Origin of the sequence: Photobacterium ganghwense (assembly GCF_003025595.1) — a bacterium.
GTDB classification, from domain to species: domain Bacteria; phylum Pseudomonadota; class Gammaproteobacteria; order Enterobacterales; family Vibrionaceae; genus Photobacterium; species Photobacterium ganghwense.
This window is the reverse complement of sequence record NZ_PYMI01000001.1, coordinates 369,025-392,949: the sequence shown is the minus strand read 5'-3', so window position 1 is coordinate 392,949 and position 23,925 is coordinate 369,025. Positions and strand designations below refer to the sequence as shown.

Sequence of the window (23,925 nt, the reverse complement as noted above, 5' to 3'; positions counted from 1 at the left end):
TTTCAGCTTATGGACCACCGCTTGCAACGGCCTCGTGAGAAAGCGTGTACGGCACTACCGTGTTGCTTTCGGTTCCTAGCGCACCCAGAGTGAAGAAAGTCATTATTGTCGTAATACAACGTTTGTATGGCGCTGATTACTTTATCGTGCTCTTGCGAACAATGCCGCATACAGCGAACCGCTAAGATAATAATAGCTGTGGATTCCTGAAACAGAAAAGGCCAGGTGATTAACCTGGCCTTTTCATGAGTAAGTGGCGACTTACTGGATAAAGCTGATATAGGCTTGTAGTACCACTAGGTTAGCGATATCAATGAAGAACGCGCCGACGATAGGGACTATCATGAATGCCTGCGGAGATGGCCCGTTACGAGAGACCAGCGAGCCCATGTTCATTACTGCCGTCGGGGTCGCCCCCATACCGAAGCCACAGTGGCCTCCGGCAATGACCGCTGCATCATAGCTACTGCCCATCATTCGGAATGTCACAAAGTAGGCAAACGCAGCCAGACACAGAGTCTGTACCGACAGAATAATCAGCATCGGCAGAGCCAGACCCAGCAGTTCCCACAGTTGCAGGCTCATCAATGCCATCGCCAGGAAGAGCGACAGAGAGATAGTGCCCAGGGCATCCACGGTTTCCGTGTTGACCTTGTAAGCCTTGGTTGTCTCACACACATTGGTGATGAAAACACCAATAAAGAGGGCGTAGACAAAGTCCGGGATACGAAGCCAGCTGATTCCAAAGCTATCCACAAACGCTTTAAAGTGAGCGGCACCCGCGACACAGATTAACAGAATAAACAGGGTTTCAATCGTGTTCTTGGCGGTGATGCGATCTTCTTCATGATCGATATACGTCACCAGATCAGGATGCTCAACATGATGTTTCTCACCCGGGCCAAAATCCGATTTAAGATTGAATTTGTTAATCAGTCGCTGAGCGACAGGGCCACCAATGATGCCACCCATTACCAGGCCGAAGGTCGCGGCTGCCATCGACAGCTCCAAAGTGTTCAGATTGAACAGCTCACTGTAGGTTTGTGACCAAGCTGCACCGGTTCCATGACCACCAGACAGGGTAATAGACCCCACCATCAGTCCCAGAAGCGGATCCAGGCCAAGCATGCTGCTCATTCCGACACCTACGGCGTTCTGAATGACAATAAAGATGGTTGCCACGGCCAGGAATAAGAAAACCCGAGAGCCTCCTTTAGCCAGTAATTTAAAACTGGCCGCCAGACCAACGGTGGCAAAAAACATCTGCATCAGTGTGTTTTTCAGGCTTAGCTGAAAAGTAATATCGATACCTTGCTTGTGCAAAATGGTAATAATCAAGGCAACTATAAGGCCCCCGACAATAGGCTCGGGAATATTGTACTTTCTGAAGATCTTTACTTTGCTATTAACGAAATAGCCAATAAAAAGCACAATAATCGCTATCAGAAACGATTCAAGTTCACTTACTTGTACGACTGTATTCATGATTATGTCTTTGCATTGTTTTTTTAGGTGGCCATATTAACTCCTAAATAAGCACCTGCATATATTGCTATCCCGAACAAAATGTTGTAGGTCTCCAGTTTCTATGTTGTTGTGATTGTTTAATTTTTTGATGTGTTTCATGTATCTTGATAATGCTTTTGGTGTATTTGTTAAAATATTGTTCATTGTTGGCGTAATTAACCTGAAGGCGAAAATTAAATGTCAGATTTAATATTCGCTCAAAGGTTCACCACCAAACCCGCTGTAGCACTTAAAAATCATGACCCTGTCAATTCTCTGAATGTTTCGAAGACGATGAATATCAGCAACTATCATTCTGGTGAATTGTAATCGAACTGTTAAGGATGAATATGTTGCGGCTAAATAGTAGCCATCTGACTAAAAGCAGGATTATATTGCGTAAAACTACCAAAAATTAACTTAAAAAATTTGAAATTAATTGGCTTTTTATTATATCGCGAGAGTGATAACGGCATTGAAGGGGGGATATTGTGATTAATAAATCAGCGTTTCATTGTATTGAAGTCACAAATTTATCGCTCTTCTGAGAATCGTTAATAAAGAAGAGCGACAAAAGTGGGGGAGGGATTAACTGGGTTTTCTCAATTTCAGGTTTTTGCGCAGTTGTTGAATATATGCAATTCGGTCAGGATTTGCCGGAGCACTGGTTGGTTTTAGCTGTTCCATCGCGCTGGCTTCATTTTGTGTCATGCAGCGGCCATTCACCCGGTAGTGCGGTTGCTTTGATTCAACCGTCGCCTGTCGGGAAGCATCTTCCTGTGCTTGTGCCATTGCTTCGCGTGCCAGGCTTTGGTTCGTCGGATCCTGAACTACGTATTTGTGTCGTAATGGCTGACCCTGTTGCTGTTGTTGGTCACGTTGTTTGATGTAGTTTTCAAGATGCTCACTGAAACTCATGTTACACACCTAATCACGTTGGGTTTTCTTAACGGTATAGCGCCAAAGGCAGATTTGCAATTAAAACCCGTGCTCGCTCAGAGGACAGATTCGTTGTCCTGCGTAATATACTTATTTTCGAACGTATTAACAGGGACAGGGTGACCAAAATAATAGCCCTGAAATTCCTCGACCCCAATGCTGGCCAGAAAACGCTGCTGGGGATCGGTTTCCACGCCTTCCGCGACGACCCGCATGTTCAGGTTATGTGCCAGTTCGACAATAGAACGGGTAATGGTGACATTATCCTGGTTCCATGGCAGCTCTTTTATAAACTCACGGTCGACCTTCAGGATGTGAATAGGAAAACGGCTCAGGTAAGCCAGTGAGGAATAGCCGGTGCCAAAATCATCCACTGCGATTTTTACTCCCAGCGCTTCCAGTTTGACAAGACGATCCAGCGCGGTCGTTACGTCGGACATAATGACGGATTCAGTAATTTCCAGCTCCAGGAAGTTGGGGTCACACTGAAAATCTTCGATGGCTTGCTGCACCGTTTCGACCAGGTTGGAGTTCAGCAGCTGGCGGGCTGATATATTCAGCGCAAAATTGATATACACGCCGTTTTCCTGCCAGGCCCTGAGTTGCTGACACGCCGTGCGGATAAGTTGTTGACCTACCTGAATGATCAAGCCGGAACGCTCCAGAATCGGAATTACTTCAACAGGCGGTTGAATCTCACCGGCTTCATTGTGCCATCTCAGCAGTGCTTCAACACCGCACAGAGTGTGGTTTGTGGCATTCACCTTGGGCTGATAGTACAGTTCGTATTGGTCGGAACCGATGCTTTTACGAAGCTCTGACTCCAACTGGAGTTTCAGCAAGCTTTCTCGACCCATCTCGGGTGTGTAGTAACAGTAACGGTTCTGGCCTTCTTCTTTAGCCCGATACAACGCGATGTCTGCATGTTTGCTTAGCTCATCGGCCGTACCGGCATCCATCGGGTAGAGGCTTATCCCGACGCTGGCGGTCAGAAAGACTTCTTTATTATCGACACACATGGGGTCTGAGATATGCGTAATAATCCGTTCCGCCAAGCGACTGATGTGTTCGACTGTCATCTCACCACAAATGAGGATGGCAAACTCATCCCCCCCCAAGCGCGCAAGAAAGTCTGTTTCGCGTAATATATGCTGAATTCGTCCGGCCACAGTCTGGATGAGCTTGTCACCGAAGTCGTAGCCGAACGAGTCATTGACTTGTTTGAAATGGTCCAGATCCACCGACAGAAGTGCCACACACAGCTCCGGGCGATGATGACCATTGATGGTACTGTCGATTTTCTGCTGGAGCAGGGTGCGGTTGGGCAGTTCGGTCAGTAAATCAAAATGTGCCAGCTTTTGCAGGCGTGTCTCGAACAGAACCCGTTCGGTAATGTCTTTCCCGGTCGAGATATAGTGGCTGATTTTGCCCCTGCTGTTGCGTATAGGTGAAATCGTTTTTTCTTCGTAGAGCACATCTTTGTCATCTTGTTCATGCGCAATCACCCGTTGTACCGTCATCCCTAGTTTCAACTGCTCCTGCACTTTGAGCAGTTCATGGTTACTTGGCAATGACTGGCGCAGCAGGCGGGTAGACTGAGTGCCGACAATTTCTTTTGAACGCACGCCATTCTGCTTTTCAAACGAAGGATTTACGTATTCAACAATCCCTTTATAGTCGGTGATAATGATAGCGTCGTTACTCTGCTCAAGTGCGCGCGAGAGGCTTTTCAGCTTATCTTCTCGCAATGACCACTCAGTGACATCCCGGATGTTCAGCAAAATTTCATCGCTTTCACTGTAGGTGGTTTCGGTTGCGATGATTTCAATATAGCGGGGGCGGATGCCTCTCAGCTGAATGGTGGCTTTAACGACGGGTGAAGCCTCGTTGCTTTGACCGACTTTTCGCTCATGCAGATCGTCAATCAGCTCTTTAAGCTGTTTACGGGTTTTTCCGCCCGCTACCAGTCGCAGCAGGTTTTTTCCGCTCAGGCTTTTATTCGGTAGCATTAAAATTTTGTGGGCTGCCGGATTCATCGTCAGCACGTTCATTTGCATGTCGAGCGTAATCAGCCCATCAGGCGCACTGGTTAACACGGTCTGATACTTAAGCGCTGCGTCTTCAACGTTGCGGGTCAGCCTGCGCTGAGCATTGAGCATCTGAGACAGGTGCCAGGTCAGGACAATACAGCCTGACAGCAGAGCGAGGATCAGAATGACAAAAGCCACAAACTTGATGATTCGTTGCTGTGAGAAAGCCAGTTCATCAATGGCATTGGTGAGATTTACCCGGCTGATGATAGTCCAGGGTAAGTCGGCACCGTCAAAAGGCAGGGTGAAGGGCTTATCGCCGGAGAAGCCTTTCCCGGAAAAAAAACGGGTAAAAGTATAGAGGTAGTCACCCGAAATAAACTGTCCTTTGGCATTTAGCTGAATCTGCTGCCACAGTGTCGGAAAGTCCTGATTGAAATCTGTCACTGCGGGATTGTTGGACGGCAGCATAAATTGCCAGGCGCTGGTTCTGTCCGGCCCGAGTAACCACTGTCCTTCATTGTTGACCAACCAGTTCTGGCTGTTCTGCCAGCCATACTGTTGGGTAAGTTCGTTCAGGTAATCCATCCCCAGATAATTTAGCCCGACCAGATAACTTTTCCCGTTCACTTTCAGATGGCTGAAAAAGCGAATCATGGGTTTGTAGGGCAGTTCTATCCGTCCATTTTCCATATTCAGGTCAAAGGGTGAAGTATAGATCTGGCCCGGAGGAATATTCAGGGCTTCGACGACGTATGGGCGATGGCTTTTATCTTGCAGTTGTTTATCTGACACAACAGTGGTATTACCATCAACACTGTTAATACGGATAACTTCTTGGCCGTTTTCATCCAGAAGACGGACTTGATCATAATATCGACGTGTATTAGCCAGGCGTTTAAATGTTGCTGTTAATATTGTTAATGACTCATCAAAAGAATGGCCGGATAAGACAAACTCTTCGCGCGATTTTTCACTTAAATAATGTAAATCTTCCAAGATCGGTGAAAAATGCAGTCGAGTGATGTGCAACGAAGAAATATGCCGGCTTTGTTCCCTTTCGTGGATACGCTGCTTTAACTGTTTTGCATCTTCTTGATAGATATAATAGGAAGCAACGGCTGTCAGCGATAGCAGAGGGATCAACAGAACCAGAAATCTCAACAATACTACCTTCATACATCTTCCATGATTAAGCCACATCAGAACTAAGTATAGGACCCGATTGCTTGCTGTCGTATAAAAAGTGAGTTTTCGTGCGTTTTCTTTCAAAAAGCATGATTTCTGCGAGTTGAAGCACAACTTTTTTCCGAATTAGCGTCAGTAAATTATCAGTTGGTAATAAGCTGAATGCCTATTTAATGATAGGTTAATAATTAAATATCAGGAAAATAAAAGCTGCATTTAAATTGATTGTTATTACTGTCAATAATTAATGGATGTGTTTTTTCATAGGCAACTTAAGTATAGGTGCTTTTGTTTCACTTTTATAAATAAAAGGTGGTTACGTGACGGAAATAATAACAATGAAGCTAAAAAAGCAGGTGAGTCAACCAGCCTAAATACAGGTGGATAAAACAGGAAAAAAGCCAGTAGGGACAGACTGGGAAAAGTAGGGAAAACCTGCGGCAGACGAACAGGGATAAGTTAGGAAAGGGGCATGATACCGAAGCCGCCAGCGTGGCTCCGGCTACTCATTATTATTGTTCTTCATAATGTGAGTGATGCCCAATGTCACGGGCTCAAAACAATCATGAAGTCATAACCATTACTGATCAATCAACCAGCCATTTTGAACAGCAAGGTCGATTTGCTGACAGGCGTAGGCCCACAGTTTGGGTGTCACTGCTTGCAGGTATTGATTACGTTTCAGTACTTGCTGCTTGGTGACTTTGTGCTCCACCCAGGTGCCGCCGTTATTGGCCATATTTTGAATGAGCGGCAGAATACGGTCCATGGCTTTGGCGAAGCGGGCATCGGCCGTTTCTGCTTGCTCGAACTCAATCCACAGCGCTCTCATTGCTTCAAATTGTTCGTCAGGCAGCAATCCGAACAAGCGATTAGCCGCGGCAATTTCTTGCTCTTCCTGATTATCCAGCTCATGTTGCGCGGCAAAAGCGAACGTGTCACCGGCATCGATCTCAACAATATCGTGAATAAGCAACATGCTGACAGAACGATTGATATCTACCGGCTCTTCGACATAGCTTTTCAGTACCTGCGCCATCAGGGCGATGTGCCAGCTGTGCTCGGCACTGTTTTCACGGCGGTTATTGTCTGGCTTGACCATGGTTTGACGTCGAACAGCTTTCAAACGGTCAATTTCTGTAATGAAGGCAAGCTGTTTTTCTAAATCGTTCATAAGGTCCTCTTTTTCTTAATATCCATGTTGCAAGTCGAGCAATCAGACAATGATAACCTGCGGCCAGCAAACGCCCGGTATTAAACACCTTTCACTGACGTTAAGCAAATGTACACAGGCCATTAGCCATGCATGCAGTGAGGTCAATCCAGGTTATCAGAGGTTTCGTCAAAACTGTCGCGCTAAATGTTAACTGCCTGAAACTCAGCGCATTCTCCATTTTGCTGCCCGAATTGTCTAACACATGAGTCTTAATGCTTCCTGCTGCCCGCCTATACTCAGCGCATATTGCGAGTATCAGCACCCGGGCCGGTGTTATTCCGTCAGCGCCAATTAGCTGTTTGTTTGCAGCTATGAGTTAAAGCAAACCGTTACAAGCGAACAGTTTGACGTTATCGGCTACAAGTGGGTAGGTAACATAAGTGGCCAGCTTCGGTGCTGTACCGTCCTGTTGGGGTATCCGCCCTGATTCGTTATTGGAGCAAGTTTATGAAGATGTTCTCGGGCTTGGTGATGGTGGGAGTTTCGGTGTTGTTTGCGGGGTGTGGGAGTGATTCTTCCGACAGTGGTACCGGTAATGATGCGACAACGTTAGCCCGAATAATCGGCCCGGTTGAGAGTATTTCATATGATGATGAAACGTTAAGTGTTAATGGCCATCAGCTGGATGGCTCAGCGGCTACGGTGTCGTATGACGATAACACGTTCAGCTTCAATGATCTGGCTCAGGGGATGGTTGTCGAAGCCATCGTATCAGGGACACAGGCACAGCGGGTTAGCCAGCAGATCACTTTGCAGCCGGTATTGAGTGGGCCGGTGACGGCGGTGTCTGCTGACAGTATTACCGTGAACGGGGTTGTTGTTGCAACCAGTGGCTCAGGGTTTGCTGTGGGCGACTGGGTGCTGGTTTTTGCGATGCTTCAGCCAGACGATTCCTGGCAGGTGCTGCATGTGGCCAAAACGCCTTCTCTCACGTCAGCAGAATTAGAAGGCGGGATTTCCCAGCTAGATACTGCCGGCAGTACTTTCTTGTTGCAGACGGTGAAGGTGGATTTCAGTAATGCGGTGATTGATGACAGCCGGCCATTGCTGGATGGTGTCTGGGCGGAAGTACACGGTCAATTCTCAGGTGACACCTTTGTGGCCTCCCGTATTGAGGTTAAGCAAGGACGTGATGTCAGCGGGAGTGAATTTGAGGGCATAGTTACTTGGGTCAGTGACGACGGGACGGAGTTTGAAGTCGGTGGATATCTGCGTGTCAGGGTTGATGGCAGTACTGTCTTTGATGATGGTTCTCCTGCGGACTTGAAACCCGGCGCCATCGTGGAATTAGATTTGGTCGAGTTGAATGGGCAACTGGTCGCAACAAAGGTTGATTTTGAATCTCAAGCCAGTGGTTCCAGTCCTTCTGTACCAACCAGCACCAGCTTTGAGTTTAAGGTGGAAGGTGAGGCCAGTTTTGCTGGCAATCAGCTAACGATTAACCAAATCCCTTTTATCGTTGATGCAAATACTGAGTTTGTGGATGGATTATCGCTCTCTTCCATCAATGGGATGTGGGTAGAAATTCAGGGACGTTCGTTGAATGGTGAACACCGAGCCAAGAAGATTGATCAGGAAAGCAAAGATAGTGAAATCAGCCTGGAAGGTGTCGTAAGCAGCGGCAGTCTGTGGGGCTATTCCGCTACAGATGGGACACTCGACAGCTTTGAGGGCAAATGGGCGGATGTGGAATGTCGGCGCTCGGAAAGCAATGAGCTGAGCCAGTGCCGTAATGAGCCTTAATACAACACAATGACCTAACGTCCGGCCACTGCACATGGCCGGACGTTGACATTAACGGGCGGTTTCAAAGGCCAGGGCTTTGCGTTCGACCTGACGAAACAGTAAGGTCAGAGAACCATTAATCACCAGATAAAATGCGCCGGCGACACCAAACACGACCAAAGTGTCGTAGGTCTGGGCATTGATACGCTGCGCGTAACCCATGATATCCATGATGGTGATAGTGCTGGCCAGAGACGTTCCTTTAAATACCAGAATCACTTCGTTGGAGTAAGCCGGAATAGCCCTGCGAATGGCGTAGGGTAGCAAGACACCCAGCGTGGCTTTGGTATCCATCCCCAGCGCCCGGCATGCCTGCCACTGTCCTGACGGGATCGCATTAAACGCCCCTTTAAAGAGTTGGGTGCTGTAGGCCGCGGTATTCAGTGCCAGTGCCAGCATGGCACAGAACCACGGTTGGCTAAGCCAGTTCCAGGCAATACTGTCACGAACGGCCTCGAACTGACCTGGCCCGTAATAGATCAGGAAAATCTGTACCAGCAACGGAGTACCGGTAAACAGGGTTATCAGCCCCCGACTGATCCAGTGGCACCCTGGTGTTTTCAGAATCAGTGTCAGTGTCATCAGCAGTGCAATAACACAGCCCACCAGTAAGGAAACGGCAGTCAGTTCAAGGCTGGTTGCGAGTCCGTCAACGAGCTGCCAGACATGTTGTTCGTTCATGCCGTTGCCTCCTTGGAGGATGCCGCGGAAACCGAATGGCCCTGGCTGGCATCCTGCACACTGTATTTCTTATCAAGCACTTTAACAAAACGTTGGGTGATGATGGTGATCACCAGATAGACTGCCGCCGCCGAGGCATACCAGGTAAAGCTCTGGTGCGTAGCTGCTGCTGTTAACTGGGCTTGTTTAAGCAGATCCGTGACCCCAATCAGAGAGACCAGTGCGGTGTCTTTCAGTAGCACCAGCCATTGGTTCGTTAGCCCTGGCAGGGCATGGCGAATAGCCTGTGGCAGCACAATTTTGATAAAGGCATGGCTTTTCGGGATACCCAGTGCACTGGCGGCTTCTCGTTGTCCGTTTGGTACCGCTTTCAACGCGCCCCGCAGGGTTTGCGAAGCATAAGCGGCAAAAATGAGCGACAAGGCTATCACTCCAGACCAGAACGGACTGATTTCGACATAATCACCGGTGATGAGAAACAACACCTGGGTCGAACCAAAGAAGATAAACAGTACAACCAGCAGTTCCGGTAATCCGCGGAGTACCGTCACAAACGCAGTTGTTGGCCACGACAACAATTTGTAGCGTGACATTTCACCACCGGCAAAAGCGACGGCGAGCAACAATCCGACGATGACACTGGCAAAGCTAAGCTGGATGGTGATCCAGCTCGCTTCCAATAACGTTAATGCATATCCCGATAACGCCATAAATTACTCACCAAAGTACTTATCAAAAATCTGCTGGTAGGTACCGTTAGCTTTGACGGTTTTCAGGGCGCCATTCAGTTGTTCCAGCAGTTTTTCGTTGTTCTTGTTTACGGCGATACCAAAACCGTTGCCGAAGTATTGCGCGTTAGTAACGGGCTGGCCGACATAGCTCAGGGTATCGCCTTTCTTGAACCATTCAGCGACAACGGCGGTGTCACCAAATACCGCATCGATACGGCCATTTTGCATATCCAGAAATGCATCCTGATAGCTCGCATAAGGCACCGCAGTTACACCCGGCATGGTATCGGTCAGGTAGCTTTGGTGGGTCGAACCGTTCTGAACACCGATGCGCTTACCTGCAAGTGCAGACTGGTCAGCGACCTTGTCTTTCAGGGCAACGAAAACGGCTGCATTGTCGTAGTAAGGCGCAGTAAAGTTCACGACTTGCTGGCGTTGTTCCGTAATATCGATACCAGAAATTGCAGCGTCATAACGACGGAATTTCAATGCAGGGATCAGGCTGTCAAAAGGTTGGTTATGGAAGCTGCATTTTGCATCAATGACTTCACAAAGCGCGTTGGCCAGATCCACATCAAAGCCCTGAATCTGATTGTTTTCATCAACATATTCAAATGGCGCGTAGGTCGCTTCCATTGCAAATTTAATTTCGTCCTGTGCCAGGGCGTGAGTGGAAGCCAGACCGATCAGGGATGCCAGTAAAATCTTTTTCATCGCATTACTCCGTGCGTTATAAACCGCGCATCACGGCTTTCGGCCTGATACCGGTGTATCAATAAGGGTTGAGATTTAATTAGTGCGTGAGGTATTCAGCAAACTGCGGGGTGGCTGGTCGGGTGAATGCCTCATGGGTGCCAAACTCCACCATGCGTCCTTTTTCCAGGTACAGCACATGGCTGGCAATTTTTTTTGCGAAGTCGACTTCGTGGGTAACGACTACCTGGGTGATGCCAGTGCCACTCAGATCTTTGATGATTTTGACTACCTGGTTGGTAATTTCCGGGTCCAGCGCGGCAGTTGGTTCATCAAACAGCAAAACTTCAGGTTTCATCATCAGAGCACGGGCAATAGCCACTCGTTGTTGCTGACCGCCGGAAAGTTGTAACGGCCAGGCATCGGCTTTATCGGCAAGCTGCAGTGTCTGAAGCGTTGTCATCGCTTCTTCAATAGCCGCAGCTTTGTTCATGCCCGCGACTTTCACCGGTGCTTCAATCAGGTTTTCCAGCACTGTGAGGTGCGGCCAGAGGTTATATTGCTGGAACACCATGCCGACTTTACGTCTGAGCTGAAGCCCTGACTTTTCGTTGATAGACTCAGTGAAGTCGAAATGCTCATCAGCAATATGCAGTTGGCCTGATGTGGCGGTCTCCAGCAAGTTGAGGACGCGAAGTAAAGAGCTTTTTCCTGCGCCACTTGGGCCCAGAAGTACCAGGGTGTCACCTTTCTCACAGGTAAAATCTACCTCGTGGAGAACCTGGGTATTTCCGTAGAATTTGTTAATAGACTTTACTTGAATACTCATGCTGACAGACTGCATTAAACCGTGGATTGAAGTTATATTACCCATGGTGAGTGCTTATGCAAGAAAAATGTATAAAAAAACTTTGATGTTAGGGTTTTGTTTAATATTTGTTCTGCGAACGCTGGGCCTTTAAGGCGGAATGACCTGTTTTTAGGTGATTCTTAGTGCAAATGTGAAATTCTAATAAATAAACTTATCAATGGGGTTGGAAAAGTACGCAGTTTTGGAAGGGGCGGGATACTGCAGATAAAAACAAGGCTGCCGAATGGCAGCCTTGATAATTATTCGAAGCGAATGTTTTGCTTAGGCAGTTTGTACTGCCGGATTGCCTCGACGAGATTTGACGACCAGCGAGAAGCCGATCAGGGCAAGAATACCGGTCGAGAACATAGCAATGGTAACTGTAATCAAACCGTAACCCGCAAAAGCAGACACCAGGCCGCTGGCCGCAAAGCACACCATGGTTTGCAGGAAGTTCAGCAGACCGGCCGCAGTAGCACTGCAGTTCTTGAAGTCTTCCAGCGCTTTGCTGATCACAATCGGGTAAATCGCACCGTTTGCTACCGCAAGGAAACAGAATGGAACCAGGATAGGCCAGATAGTTGTTGGCTCAGTGTTGACGGAAACCAACAGCATCACCAGGACACTGCCCACGAACAGTTTCAAAATCCATGGCAGTAGGCGCTGACTGTCAACTTTACCCAGCAGGGCACGGCAACCGTAACCGCCAAGAATAAAGGCGACAGTTTGCGGCGCATAGCTCAGACCGATATCCGCACCTGAATAACCCATTGCAGACATAACAAACGGAGAACCGGTCAGGTATGCAAAGAAGGCTGCTGAGCAGGCAGCGAAAATGATCATATTACCCACGAATTTTTTTGAACTCAGGATCTGGCGATAATCCTGGCGCAACTGAACACTGAGTTTTTCTTGTTTTTTATCCAGATTGGCGCTTTCAGTTTCCTTTAGCGTCATGATGGATAAAATAGCACCAAATCCTACCAGGGCGATAAAAATGCTGCGCCAGCCCAGTTGACTTTCCAGCACGGCACCGGCCAGAGGTGCTAACGCCGGAGACAGGGCAACCAGTGGCATAATGGTGGCAAAAACACGCTCTGACACTTTGCCTTCGTAGCGGTCAATAACCACTGCCTGCCAGATAACCGTTGCGCTACATGCGCCCAGAGCCTGAGCAAATCGGGCGATCAGCATGACTTCGACATTCGGGGCAAAAGCACAGGCAACTGAAGCAGCTGAGAACAATGCCATGCCGCCCAACAGGACTTTGATACGGCCGATACGGTCAGACAACGGACCATAAACCAGCTGGCCAAGTGCCATCCCTAAAAGGAAAATACTGAGCGTCAGTCCAATAAGTGATTGTGAAGTTTCAAAATCCTGCCGAATAACTTCAAAAGCGGGAAGATACATGTCCGTTGCCAGGAAACCCAGCATACTTAAACATGCAAACCAGAGAATGGTGATTTTTGATGGTTGATTAGTCATAGTTTTAGTGCATTAGATTAATTGCTTTGCCTGCAAGTCTATAACTGGCTTCATAGACTGTGAAACGGTAAAATTTCAACATTGCTTTCAAATAAATTGATTTGAAATTCACGCACACGTTTTCGTAGTGGAATATTGCTATGTTTTCATACAATGACCTGCAAGTAATTGATGTTGTAGCTCGGCGAGGCAGCTTTTCCGCTGCCGCAGAAGAGCTTCATAAAGTGCCAAGTGCAATCAGTTACACAGTGAGAACCATTGAGGAGCGGCTGGCTGTCGAATTATTTGTTCGGCTTCACCGGCAGGTCGAATTGACCCCTGCTGGCCAGTATTTTGTCGAAGAAGCGAGAAATTTGCTCAAGCAGATGGAACAGCTCAGGTTGCAAACGCAGCGTGTAGCAAACGGCTGGTCGCAAAGTGTTTCCGTTGCGCTGGATACGGTGGTCCGGGAAAGCCGTGTTAATACCTTAGTCCGTGATTTTTATCGGCAGTTTCCGGATATGGAGTTGCACCTTACCATGGAAGTGTTCAATGGGGTCTGGGACGCCTTGGCTGATGGCCGGGCCGATATTGCTATCGGTGCGACGGCGGCGATTCCGGTCAGCGGGCATTTTGATTATCGCGATATGGGCGTGCTGGAGTGGCGGTTTGTTGTCTCGCCGGATCATCCGTTAGCAGCGACCAGCCATCCGCTTGAAGAGAAAGAGCTTAGCCAGTATCCGGCCATCTGCCTGGAAGATACCTCACGGGTACTGCCTAAACGGGTCACCTGGCTGATGGATAACCAACGCCGAATTATGGTGCCAAACTGGCACAGTGCGATGTCCTGTCTGAAATCCGGTTTGGGTATTACGGTTGTTCCTGCTCATATGGCGCTGCCACGGATAGCCAATGGTGAGCTGGTGGAAAAGGAGCTTGCAGTAAAACCAGCATTCAGCCCGTGTTGCCTGGCCTGGAACAAAGCAACACGCAATCCAGCCATTGAATGGCTGCTGGAATACTTGGGTGACAGCGAGCAGCTGCACCGTGAGTGGATGCGTTAGTTGTCTCACAGAGCTATTTCGGAACCATGGGATCATGCGTGGTATCGGAGTTCAGCACCGTGTTGATACTCAGAACAGTATTGAAGTTCATAACGGAGCTGCATCAGCCAATACAGAAAGGATTTTGCAAGTCTATATTGCCGATAAGATTTCAGATGGCCACCATAAAAGTGGCCACGTGGTGACAAGCTGTCAATCGGGGAAGGCTTTCGGCCTCTGCCGGTATTACTTTTCGCTGTGGGTGTCGTCACCTGATATCGTTTTGTCGTCCTGACGATCAGCCGCTGAATCGGCTTCCTCTGACGCGGTGCTCTGCATAGATTCTTGTAATGTCCCTTGCAATGCTCCTTGCATAGTTTCTGGAATAGCTTCTGGCATCGCAGCTTCGTCTTCCATCTGTGCTCTTTCAGCCTTGGAGATGTAACGCGGCTTATTGCTGCGGTGTATTCTGGCATTTTGCTTTTTCAGCTTTTTCTTCTGCGTCTCGATGACTTTCTTTCTGCGATTCATTCGAGGCTCCAATCTGTCGTCGTAAAAAAGCAGCGATTGTAAAGCAGTGGTCTGCAATGGCAAGAGATAAATGAAAGCGGGTATTTCAGGAAAAGCAGCGAGAAAAGTATCGAAAAGATGCTGAGAAAAAACGCCGGGAAACAAGCCCAGCGAAAAGTTTGAATGGTAGATAGAGATGAAGAGGGGTTAACAAAGGGGCTGCTATCGCTGGCCCCTTCCGAATTGTTTCCAGGCAAGGTTGTATCGTAGGGTTATTCCTGTTTCAGGGTTTGGTACCCAGCCAAGATACGGGTACCGGTGGTAAACCAGCACAGTGAGCCGAACACCCAGGCAATCAAGGCGAAATGTTGCGGCAGCAGACAGCACAGCACGAAACAGGCAATGGTTTCGGTACCTTCAGTCAACCCTCCCAGGTAATACAGCGACTTCTGCTTGTAAACCGGGCTTTCAATGTTGCGCTTGCTTGCCATGATGGCAAAGCTGAGGAAACTTGAGCCGGTACCGATAAACGAGAAAATCAGAAAAGCACCGGCGACCGCATTGGCTTCAGGGTTAGCCAGCACAAATCCAAAGGGCACCAGAGAGTAAAACAGAAAATCCAGGGTGATATCGAGAAATCCGCCGCAATCGGTAATGCCCTGCCGACGGGCAATTGCGCCATCAAGACCGTCAAAAATACGGTTCAACAGAATACACGCGAGCGCCCATTCGTATTGTTGCCATGCCAGAGCCGGTAGTGCCAGTAATCCGATAAGAAAGCCACTTATCGTCACCTGATTCGCGGTGATACCCAATTTATCCGGCCATACCGCGAGGGTGTTGAGCGGCCATTTGATCACTTTGATTGAATATTTGTCTAACACGTTGTTGTTACCTGATTTGTCATGTCGGTTACCGCTTCTTTCATTGCACAATTGCTTCCAGTTGTATTACTTGTGGTTGCATTTCTTGTCGTTGCATTTTTGTCTGTCCATTTGTGGCGCTTATGGAGCTTAAGACGTTTATGGTGTTAAGGCGTTTATGATGCTAAGGCGTTTATGGTGCTTTGGGTATTAAAGGCTTTTGTCGTCTGAGAAAGGTCGCAGACCATCTCTGCCGAATCCTAACTCGTTTGCCATGGCCAGTTCAGCACTTGTCCATTGGCGGGAATATCCGCGTCATCATGGGTTACCATGATCGCTGGGATTTGCCGTTGCTGAATCTGACTGAAGACAAACTGGCGAAATTCATCACGCAGTGCTTTATCAAGCTTACTGAACGGTTCATCCAGCAATACGGCTTGTGGTTTAGACAGTAACATTCTCATCAGGCTGATACGGGCTCGTTGTCCGCCGGAAATTTCATCCGGCATTTTGTTGGCAATCGCCGTCAGATTCAGGGTCGTCAGAGTATCGGTGACTTTTGCAGCCCGTTCGTTACCCTGATAGCAGCGGGGCAGGCCAAACATCAGGTTTTCGCCCACTGAAAGATGCGGAAACAGAAGATCGTCCTGAAACAGCACACCGATTTTTCGCAGGTTCGGTGCCAGCCCCATGACATTGTGGCCATTAAGACTGACATTGCCCTGGCAATGAAACGCCGGAGCCAGATGTCCGGCAATAGCGCTCAACAGGGTGGATTTCCCGCAACCACTGGGGCCCATCAGGGTAACGACTTCACCGGGGGACACCGTGAAGGAGACGGGGGCAAACAGCGGCTGGTGGCCATTATTTATAGTGAGGTTTTCCACAGACAGTGTCATCTGCGAGTGTGCTCCTTGTGTAGGGTCTGCCGTGGCGATAATGGGACGTTAGCCGGTTTGCCACGAATGCCAGAGTGAAAAAGAAAAACGGAAGCGAGCCCTGAATCAGGCCATAGATGGCACTGACGCGTCTGTCCTGCCCGCTGGCAAGCGCGACTGCTTCGGTTGTAATGGTGGATATTCGCCCCGCCCCCAGCATTTGTGTAGGCAGATACTGAGCCAGACTGACACTGATACCGACCGCCACCCCCATAATCATGGCAGGCTGTACTTGGGGACGTTTGACTTTCCACCATGTCTGCCAGGTTGTCATGCCAAGGCTGCGGCTGCATTGATCAAGGCGAATGTCATAGCTGCGCCATGCCCCGTCCAGTGTCAGGTAAAGGTAAGGAAAGACAAAAAACAGGTGGCTCCAGTAAACCCATAGCCAGTAGTGTTGCCCCGGTATCAGGTAAGTGGCGATCTGAACGCCGAACAGCAAGGATAATTGCGGCACCACCAGAGGTGTAGCTATCAGCCAGATGGGCAGGCCACGCTGTGTTTGTTGTCGGTATTCGAGACAGCCAATCGCCAGAATCAGCGCGGTCAGGCTGCTGGCGAGAGCCAGGGTCAGGCTGTTCGCGGCCAGTTCAAAGAGTGAGAGAATTTCCTGTTGCCAGAAACGCAGGCTGTAGCGACTGGGAAGCAGATCCGGAAAACGCCAGCGCAGTGCAACAGACCAAACGGCCAGCACCGGAATGACCAGCACAGGAATGGCAACGAACGGCCAGTACAGACCAAGCCCTGTCGTCGACGAAGATGCCATTGATGAAGGTGCATAATTCTTAGATGCACTTATCGGAGCCGGGCACCGAAATAGCCGGAATGCGTTCAGCCTGCGATGGCGATGTGCTCGTGCACCATTTAGCTGCCAACTTTTCCAGCCTCGTACAAGAGCATGCTCACACAGACGCATCAGTAGCAGCGTCAGAGCGGTTAACAACAGTAAGAGCAGGGCACCTGCCGCCGCCCGTGGCAAGAGGTGTAAATCAGGCTCGTTAAACCATTGCCAGATCAGCACCGCCAGTGTTGTAGGGCGAGTCGGGCCGATAATCAGGGCGACATCCACCACGGATAGCCCGTAAGCGGCGACCGCAAACAGTGGCAGACGAATCAACGGTAACCATTGCGGCATTATGACTGTCAGCCAGCTTTGCCGGTGGGAGTAACCCAGGCTTGTCGCCACTGTCAGCAGTCGAGCGGTTTGCAGTTGCTGCAGAACCGGGATGCTCATCATCAACAGAAAAGGGGTTTCTTTGATGGCCAGCGCCAGCATCATGCCAACGCCGTACGGATCCTGAATCAGGCTGAACGCCTGCCCGGTAGGAATACCTACGGTTTCCAGCAGCCGGTAGAGCCAGCCAGATGGCGAAAGCAAAAACGCAAAGCCGATGGCAAAAGCCACATGCGGCATGGCCAACATAGGAGAAAGTGTGCGCTCAAGGCGACGCCAGCCCTCACTGTCCCAGTAACGCTGAAGGATCGTAAAAGTGAACAACAGTGCCAGAATCGAACTGCCAAGGCCGGTAAACAGCGACAACAAAATAGACTCACCCAGCCCCGGCCAGTGAATCACTATCGTAAAGGCGGAAAGCCCCGGCGTCTGATGACCCAGTGGCGGCAGCCAGGAAAAGGCGGGGAGGATCAGCCCAATAACTCCGGGGATCAACGGGATCAGGCAGAGCAACAACGCCAGTAGAAAAATCAATTGAATCATAATGTTTCCGGTTACCGGGTCGGTTGACCCGGCAACATCAGTGTTCAGCTGCCGTAGCGTTTCTGCCACTCCAGCTCAATAGCAGTTAACCAGCTCGGATGCGGTTCCGGAATAGCCTTGAACAGGCTGAATCCTTGAGAGCCCTGCGAAGCTAAAGCCTCTTGTTTGAGGATAGATGGATCTCCCCAGATACTCGCATTGGCTTTTCTGGCTTGTGCATCCGGGCTCATTAGGAAATTAATAGTGACTAATGCACCGGCTTTTGCATTCGCGTTCCATGGAATGGCCAGAAAGTGGATGTTTGACAGGGCTCCTTGCTCAAAGGCATAGGTCTCGGCAGACGCAGTGAGCTTGCCGTTTTCTATGGCTGCTCTGGCGGCATTGGGATTGAAGGTAATTGCCAGATATAACTGCTTGTCATCAAGTAGCTGGATCATTTCACTGCTGCCTGACGGGAACTGTCTGCCCTGCTGCCAGGCAACCGGATGGAGGCGATCGAGATATTGCCAGAGTGGGGCCGTTACCTGCTGAAAGCGTTCCGGTTGTTTTTCGGCATCAATTGGCTGGTACAGCGCCGCTGGATCCTGGGTTAGCTCCAGCAAGGCGGCTTTCAGAAAGCTGCTGCCGTGAAATTCCGGTGGCTGCGGGTAAGTGACTTTGCCTGGAAACGCCTGCGCCAGACTTAGCAATTCGGCAAAGTTCTGTGGGGGATTATTGAGCGTCTGCTTGTCATGAATAAACACCAGTTGGCCGACGCCCCATGGTGCTTCCAGTCCATCGGTGGATTCGGTGAAATCCTCGCTGACTGGCAGGCTTTGATCCACCAGTTGCCAGTTAGGGAGGGCCTGAACAAAAGGACCGTAAAGCAGGCCACTTTGTTTCATCGAGCGGAAGTTTTCGCCGTTAATCCAAACCAGATCCACGCTGCCGCCAGCATTCTTGCCCGCGGTTTTTTCAGCCAGTAGCCGTTGTGTGGTTTCTGCGATATCGGCAACTTTGACATGGCGTAACTCGACACCATAACGGGCGCGAAGCTGGCGATCTGCCCAGCGCAGGTAGTCATTGATCTCCTGGCTACCGCCCCAGGCGTTAAAGTACACAACCTGTCCCCGGGCTTGCTCGACAATCTGCGGCCAGTCAGAACCTGATGGCAATGCGGCGTTGTCGGCAGACGCCGTGGCAGCCATTGTGGCCCCCGACATTGCGCTGGCCAGTGCGAACGTTAAACCTGTTAGAAAAGCTTTCATTGTTTATCCTTATTGAATTTTTCTGGTCCCTTGTTTTTATTTATCGCTGAACGCGCCATCGGCATTGCGCTTAACCGGCGTATTTTCCGAAGCCTGAGTATCGCTGTCAGCATCTGTCGGCCGGGTTTCTGCGGATTCCGGGCTGATTGGGTGATTATCGGTTACTGGGGGCGATGTCTGGCTGTTGTTTACCGCGTTTGATGCGTGGTTTTTCTCATGGCGCATCCAACGGTGGTATTTTTCGGCCAATGTCAGGAGCCCTTGTGGCGCATTTGCCTGCTTCCAGGCGCCGGCGGTATATTTGACGGCTTCACTCATAGTAGGATAAGGGTGCACCGTTCCCAGTATTTTGTTTAGACCTAATCCGTGACGCATCGCCAGCGTGAACTCGGCCAGCATTTCACTGGCCTGATGGCCGACAATGGTGACGCCAAGAATTTTATCTTTCCCTTTTGGGGTGATGACTTTAATAAAGCCATGGTCCTCGCCATCGGTGATGGCCCTGTCAAGGTCGTCAATACCGTATGTAACAATATCAAAATCAATACCTTGCTGCTTGGCTTCTTTTTCATTGATGCCCACGCGTGCCACTTCCGGCGAAGTATAGGTCGCTGCCGGCAGGACAGAGTAATCCGCCTTGAATGTCTTAACCTGACCAAACAGGCCATTGACGGCGGCATACCATGCCTGATGTGCTGCGGCATGAGTGAGCTGATAAGGGCCAGCTACATCCCCGACGGCAAAAATATTGGGGTATTTGGTTTGCAGATAGTCATTCACAGCCACAGTACCGCGTGAATTGATGGAAATGCCCAGCTCTTCAAGTCCGAATCCGCTGACATTGGCCACACGGCCCAATGCAAGCAGTACGACGTCAAATTCAACCTGTAGGTTTTCAGGTTGAGTATTTGTCTCACGATTACCAGGGGCATGGGTATGAGCGGCTGCCATTGCCTCTAACCAGACTCGTTGAGTATCGGTTTCTGCCATAGATAAATCAGGTGTCTGCGACTCAGACTGCGGTGGTTTACAAGGGGATACTTCGAATTTCACTGCCTTGTAGCTGGTGTAAACGGTCACGCCATCCTGCACCAGACTTTGCTTGATCAGTCTGGCGGCATCCTGATCTTCACGGATCAGCAACTGATCTGCCATCTCGACCAGTGTGACCTGGCTGCCCAAGCGACTGAAACTTTGGGCCAGCTCACAGCCGATCGGCCCGCCACCCAGTACCAGCATGCGTTTTGGTTGTTCCGTCAATGACCAGATCGTATCAGAGGTGAAGTAGTGTACATTTTCCAGCCCCGGAATGGACGGCACCAGAGGTCTGGCACCGGTGGCAATCACTATGTTGCGGGTTGTAATGCGCTGGCCGTTTACCTCAACTTCCCACGGAGAGCGGATCCGAGCCTCGCCAGTTATACAGTTCACGCCAAGAGCGGAATAACGCTCCACACTGTCATGGGGTTCAATCTGGCTGATAACGTGGCGTACCCGTGCCATCACCGCGGCAAAGTCAACCTGAGGAGCGGTGGCCTGAATACCAAACCGACCCGCGTTGTTGATTTCAGACATGGCATGCGCGGCTCGAATAATGGCTTTTGATGGTACACAACCGGTATTCAGGCAGTCGCCGCCCATTTTCTCTTTCTCAATCAGGGTCACTTTAGCTTTTACGACGGCCGCGATATATGCACTGACCAGTCCGCCAGCACCTGCACCGATAACCACCATGTTCTGATCAAATTGTGCGGGTTTCGTCCAGTTGGCGTAAAGTCGCTGACGACTGATGATGTGCATGACTGCTTTGGCAGTAAATGGGAAGACACCGAGCAACATCAGAGACACCAATACCGGCAGGGAAATAATCCCGCTCAGGCTCTCAATCTGGCCTAATTGGGTACCTGCATTCAGGTAAACAACCGTTCCCGTCAACATGCCTAATTGGCTCACAATATAAAATTTTCGGGTCGTGATAGGGGTCAGCCCCATCAGCAGATTAACCAGGAAAAACGGAAAAATAGGAATCAAACGCAGTGTAAACAGATAGAAAGCCCCATCTTTTTTGACTCCGGCATTGATGGCGCTCAGGCGCTTACTGAAATGGCTCTGTACCCAGTCATGCAAAATATAGCGACTGAACAGAAATGCCAGTGTTGCGCCGATAGTGCTAGCGAACGACACCAGCAACAGACTCCACCAGAAACCAAACAAGGCGGCCCCCAGCAAAGTCATAATGACGGCCCCCGGTAGGGAAAGTGCGGTCACGGCCACATACACCACAAAATACAGCACACTGGACAGCAGTGGCTGGGCGAGGATGGTATCCCGCAAAACCTGTTGCTGAGCCTTGGCATGTTCAAGCGTCAGGTATTGCCCTAAATCGAGGGCGTACCACAGTACAAACAGCAGGCTGACCAGCAGGATCGTGATAACTTTCTTTTTATTGATGGCGGGCTTTTTGTCCACCACAGGTTTATTCGTCATAACGGCTTCCTGTTAGCATCCTTGTCGGCCTGAACGGTATTTGTGGTCTGAGTCGTGTCAGATTCTGAAGCCGAAGGCTGAATGGGTAGCGAACAAAAGCCTTGCTCTGGTACATCCAGCGCAGTATTGAACTTGGCCGACAAGTTCTGGAAGGCAATCAGGGCAGTGAGCTCTACTAAGGCATCTTCGTCGAACCACTGTTTAAGACTAACCAGCATGGAATCCGTGACTCGTTGCCCGGTGACAGTGACGGCTTCCACATAGGTCAGAACGGCACGTTCACATTCATCGAAATGTTCACTTTGTTGCCAATGTGCCAGCGCTTTGATTTTCTCGACAGACTGGCAACGTTCTGCCAGTCGCATGCCGTTGGCATCGACACAGAAGGCACAATCATTGAGTTGGGAGACCCGGACACACACCAGCGAGCGAATCACAGGGGAGAGGGGAGAAGAACGGCGATCCAGATAACCAAAAAAGCCGGCGACCAGCCAGAATAAAGGCGGACGTCTACCCCACAGTAAAGCAGGATTCAGCACTTTGCCGAAGTGCCGCTGTTGGAGCCAGAGCAGGGGTCTGATCAGAACGGAGTAACGCTTTTTAGCCGGAATACGCACAGGAACCTCTTTATCGTCGGTGTGTCGTGTAACTGTCTGAGTCCAATATAAAGATCATGGATCATTTTATCGGTAAATATCAGACAAAGACCTGATAAAGAGGTAAAAAATTTCAGTCGCTAATCAAAATAGTAGAAATCAGGATTGATCGATGGAAATTCGTACAGGAATGGATTGCGGCTGGTTAGCCACCTGATTGCGACTGCTTGGTGCATCGGTGATCAGAATATAGCCACAAGCGATAATCGGGGCGACAGACAACAACATGGTTTTACCAATATGGTAATTACGATACCAATACTTTCTAGCGCGGATTTTTAGGAGTAGTCCCCAGACGAATAAAGTGACGTTTAACACGGTAATCGACAGTAACACATCATGCATAGCCACCGGTGAAGCCACTTGTTGGCTGACCAATAAATAGACAACCACAGGCGGAAGCAGGCTAATAAGAACCACCGCTCGCATCAGGCGTGGCCATTTGCCAAACTTATCCTTGAACATCTGTTCATTTTGTCCTGGGAAAGGTTGGGAATAGTTCATATAACCTCCGGTGTTTTACATCCGGCTAATTCTACAATTGCCCTCATTGAATAAAAGTGTGTTGCCGAATTAATAAGCAGCTTTGTGAGTTAATTCAATGTTTGACAGGGAATGACATTATTCTGTCATTGCAGAGCCAAAAATATGTTGGGAATAAAAAAGAGATCCGAAGATCTCTTTTATATGTGTCAGGTTGCGATTAACTTAATTTCGCAAGAAGTTCTGAGCGCCGCTCTTTCGGGATAACAGACCAGTGCTTGCCACTGATTGCTCCTTCCAAAGCCCACAGTAAGTCGATACTTACTTCGCCTTCATGAGTGCTCTGTAGCGCTTTATACGCATTCAGGGCACCGGCTTCATACAGCTCATCCACTGTGGTTATTCCGGCTTTTTTCAACATCCTCTCATTCGCCAGGCGAAGATTGGGTAAATCTTTGATTCGATTGGGAGAGGTGTTATTTTTTATTTCTTTATCTGCTTTAGCGGCAGATAAAGACAATTTCGCCTGAGCCAGAATTTTATCAGTATCGTCCCACCACTCTTCAGGAATGGCATAATGTTTGGTTACAACAGGAAAGCCACGTTTCTTATATACATAAGGTTTCATTCCTGCGGATTTATATTCCTTTTCATTGTCGGCATTCGCCCGTAAATGCAGTTTGTCATTTACCACGAGTGCAAACATTGTTTCGCCAGAAAATATGCCAAAGCCGCCAAACATTGAGCGTGATTTGACGTTATCGAAATTATTAAAAAGGCGTAATGAATCTTTGAGTACTGGTTTGTCCATGCGTCTTCTCGGTGAATTGTTACTAGGTCACCTAACAACGAGCGAGGATTCAAGAATAGCAGAGTTGTAAAACGAACTGTCAGG

Annotated in this window: 20 protein-coding genes; 2 read left to right on the top strand and 18 right to left on the bottom strand. The window is 49.2% G+C overall.

Features of this window, described 5'->3' with window-relative positions:
- Nucleotides 1–261: 261 nt before the first annotated feature.
- From gltS to C9I92_RS01755, 4 genes are all read right to left on the bottom strand, one after another.
- Entirely contained in the window at nucleotides 262–1,485 is a 1,224-nt protein-coding gene (gene gltS / locus C9I92_RS01770) for a sodium/glutamate symporter (RefSeq protein WP_047885671.1), read from the bottom strand.
- A 609-nt stretch (nucleotides 1,486–2,094) separates the two neighbouring features.
- A complete protein-coding gene (locus C9I92_RS01765; protein WP_047885670.1) occupies nucleotides 2,095–2,424 on the bottom strand; it encodes a hypothetical protein in 330 nt (109 codons plus the stop codon).
- Between the two features lie 77 nt (nucleotides 2,425–2,501).
- Nucleotides 2,502–5,654: a sensor domain-containing protein gene (locus tag C9I92_RS01760; RefSeq protein WP_047885669.1), complete on the bottom strand. Its 3,153-nt coding sequence runs from the start codon at nucleotides 5,652–5,654 to the stop codon at nucleotides 2,502–2,504.
- Between the two features lie 589 nt (nucleotides 5,655–6,243).
- Entirely contained in the window at nucleotides 6,244–6,837 is a 594-nt protein-coding gene (locus C9I92_RS01755) for an HD domain-containing protein (protein ID WP_047885668.1), read from the bottom strand.
- 489 nt (nucleotides 6,838–7,326) lie between these two features.
- Between C9I92_RS01755 and C9I92_RS01750 the strand changes: the two genes are divergently transcribed.
- A complete protein-coding gene (locus tag C9I92_RS01750; protein ID WP_047885667.1) occupies nucleotides 7,327–8,622 on the top strand; it encodes a DUF5666 domain-containing protein in 1,296 nt (431 codons plus the stop codon).
- 51 nt (nucleotides 8,623–8,673) lie between these two features.
- Here C9I92_RS01750 and artM read toward each other — a convergent pair whose 3' ends face one another.
- The 5 genes from artM to punC form a co-directional block, all read right to left on the bottom strand.
- Entirely contained in the window at nucleotides 8,674–9,345 is a 672-nt protein-coding gene (gene artM / locus C9I92_RS01745) for an arginine ABC transporter permease ArtM (protein ID WP_047885666.1), read from the bottom strand.
- Nucleotides 9,342–10,055 carry an arginine ABC transporter permease ArtQ gene (artQ, locus tag C9I92_RS01740; protein WP_047885665.1) on the bottom strand — a complete coding sequence of 238 codons (714 nt, stop codon included), beginning with the start codon at nucleotides 10,053–10,055 and terminating at the stop codon, nucleotides 9,342–9,344. The genes artM and artQ overlap by 4 nt, the downstream gene beginning before the upstream one ends.
- Before the next feature lie 3 nt (nucleotides 10,056–10,058).
- The gene (locus C9I92_RS01735; protein WP_047885664.1) at nucleotides 10,059–10,790 is read right to left on the bottom strand and encodes an arginine ABC transporter substrate-binding protein; all 732 of its coding nucleotides are present in this window, start codon (nucleotides 10,788–10,790) and stop codon (nucleotides 10,059–10,061) included.
- Nucleotides 10,791–10,869: 79 nt separating this feature from the next.
- Complete coding sequence (artP, locus tag C9I92_RS01730) at nucleotides 10,870–11,598, bottom strand: arginine ABC transporter ATP-binding protein ArtP (RefSeq protein ID WP_047885737.1); 729 nt, start codon at nucleotides 11,596–11,598, stop codon at nucleotides 10,870–10,872.
- 303 nt (nucleotides 11,599–11,901) lie between these two features.
- Nucleotides 11,902–13,107, bottom strand: coding sequence for a purine nucleoside transporter PunC (gene punC, locus C9I92_RS01725; RefSeq protein ID WP_047885663.1), 1,206 nt, complete (start codon nucleotides 13,105–13,107; stop codon nucleotides 11,902–11,904).
- Between the two features lie 140 nt (nucleotides 13,108–13,247).
- On the opposite strand from punC, the gene punR reads away from it, so the two are divergent.
- The gene (gene punR / locus C9I92_RS01720; RefSeq protein WP_047885662.1) at nucleotides 13,248–14,150 is read left to right on the top strand and encodes a DNA-binding transcriptional activator PunR; all 903 of its coding nucleotides are present in this window, start codon (nucleotides 13,248–13,250) and stop codon (nucleotides 14,148–14,150) included.
- 225 nt (nucleotides 14,151–14,375) lie between these two features.
- Here the strand turns inward: punR and C9I92_RS01715 are convergent, their stop codons facing one another.
- The 9 genes from C9I92_RS01715 to C9I92_RS01675 all read right to left on the bottom strand — a co-directional run bounded on the left by C9I92_RS01715 (nucleotide 14,376) and on the right by C9I92_RS01675 (nucleotide 23,841).
- Nucleotides 14,376–14,660 (bottom strand): DUF2986 domain-containing protein, encoded by a 285-nt coding sequence (locus C9I92_RS01715; RefSeq protein ID WP_047885661.1) that lies wholly within the window; start codon nucleotides 14,658–14,660, stop codon nucleotides 14,376–14,378.
- Between the two features lie 251 nt (nucleotides 14,661–14,911).
- Nucleotides 14,912–15,523 carry a CDP-alcohol phosphatidyltransferase family protein gene (locus C9I92_RS01710; protein WP_047885736.1) on the bottom strand — a complete coding sequence of 204 codons (612 nt, stop codon included), beginning with the start codon at nucleotides 15,521–15,523 and terminating at the stop codon, nucleotides 14,912–14,914.
- Between the two features lie 239 nt (nucleotides 15,524–15,762).
- The gene (locus C9I92_RS01705; protein ID WP_047885660.1) at nucleotides 15,763–16,401 is read right to left on the bottom strand and encodes an ATP-binding cassette domain-containing protein; all 639 of its coding nucleotides are present in this window, start codon (nucleotides 16,399–16,401) and stop codon (nucleotides 15,763–15,765) included.
- Entirely contained in the window at nucleotides 16,367–18,157 is a 1,791-nt protein-coding gene (locus C9I92_RS01700) for an ABC transporter permease (RefSeq protein WP_047885735.1), read from the bottom strand. Before C9I92_RS01700 ends, C9I92_RS01705 begins: the two co-directional genes overlap by 35 nt.
- Nucleotides 18,158–18,201: 44 nt before the next feature.
- Complete coding sequence (locus tag C9I92_RS01695) at nucleotides 18,202–19,404, bottom strand: ABC transporter substrate-binding protein (RefSeq protein ID WP_053061849.1); 1,203 nt, start codon at nucleotides 19,402–19,404, stop codon at nucleotides 18,202–18,204.
- Between the two features lie 36 nt (nucleotides 19,405–19,440).
- Nucleotides 19,441–21,855 carry a dihydrolipoyl dehydrogenase family protein gene (locus tag C9I92_RS01690; RefSeq protein ID WP_084712583.1) on the bottom strand — a complete coding sequence of 805 codons (2,415 nt, stop codon included), beginning with the start codon at nucleotides 21,853–21,855 and terminating at the stop codon, nucleotides 19,441–19,443.
- Between the two features lie 32 nt (nucleotides 21,856–21,887).
- Nucleotides 21,888–22,508, bottom strand: coding sequence for a carboxymuconolactone decarboxylase family protein (locus tag C9I92_RS01685; RefSeq protein ID WP_047885659.1), 621 nt, complete (start codon nucleotides 22,506–22,508; stop codon nucleotides 21,888–21,890).
- Nucleotides 22,509–22,646: 138 nt separating this feature from the next.
- Nucleotides 22,647–23,051 carry a hypothetical protein gene (locus tag C9I92_RS01680; protein ID WP_242551818.1) on the bottom strand — a complete coding sequence of 135 codons (405 nt, stop codon included), beginning with the start codon at nucleotides 23,049–23,051 and terminating at the stop codon, nucleotides 22,647–22,649.
- A gap of 199 nt (nucleotides 23,052–23,250) precedes the next feature.
- Nucleotides 23,251–23,841 (bottom strand): TfoX/Sxy family DNA transformation protein, encoded by a 591-nt coding sequence (locus C9I92_RS01675; RefSeq protein WP_047885658.1) that lies wholly within the window; start codon nucleotides 23,839–23,841, stop codon nucleotides 23,251–23,253.
- Nucleotides 23,842–23,925: the final 84 nt, after the last annotated feature.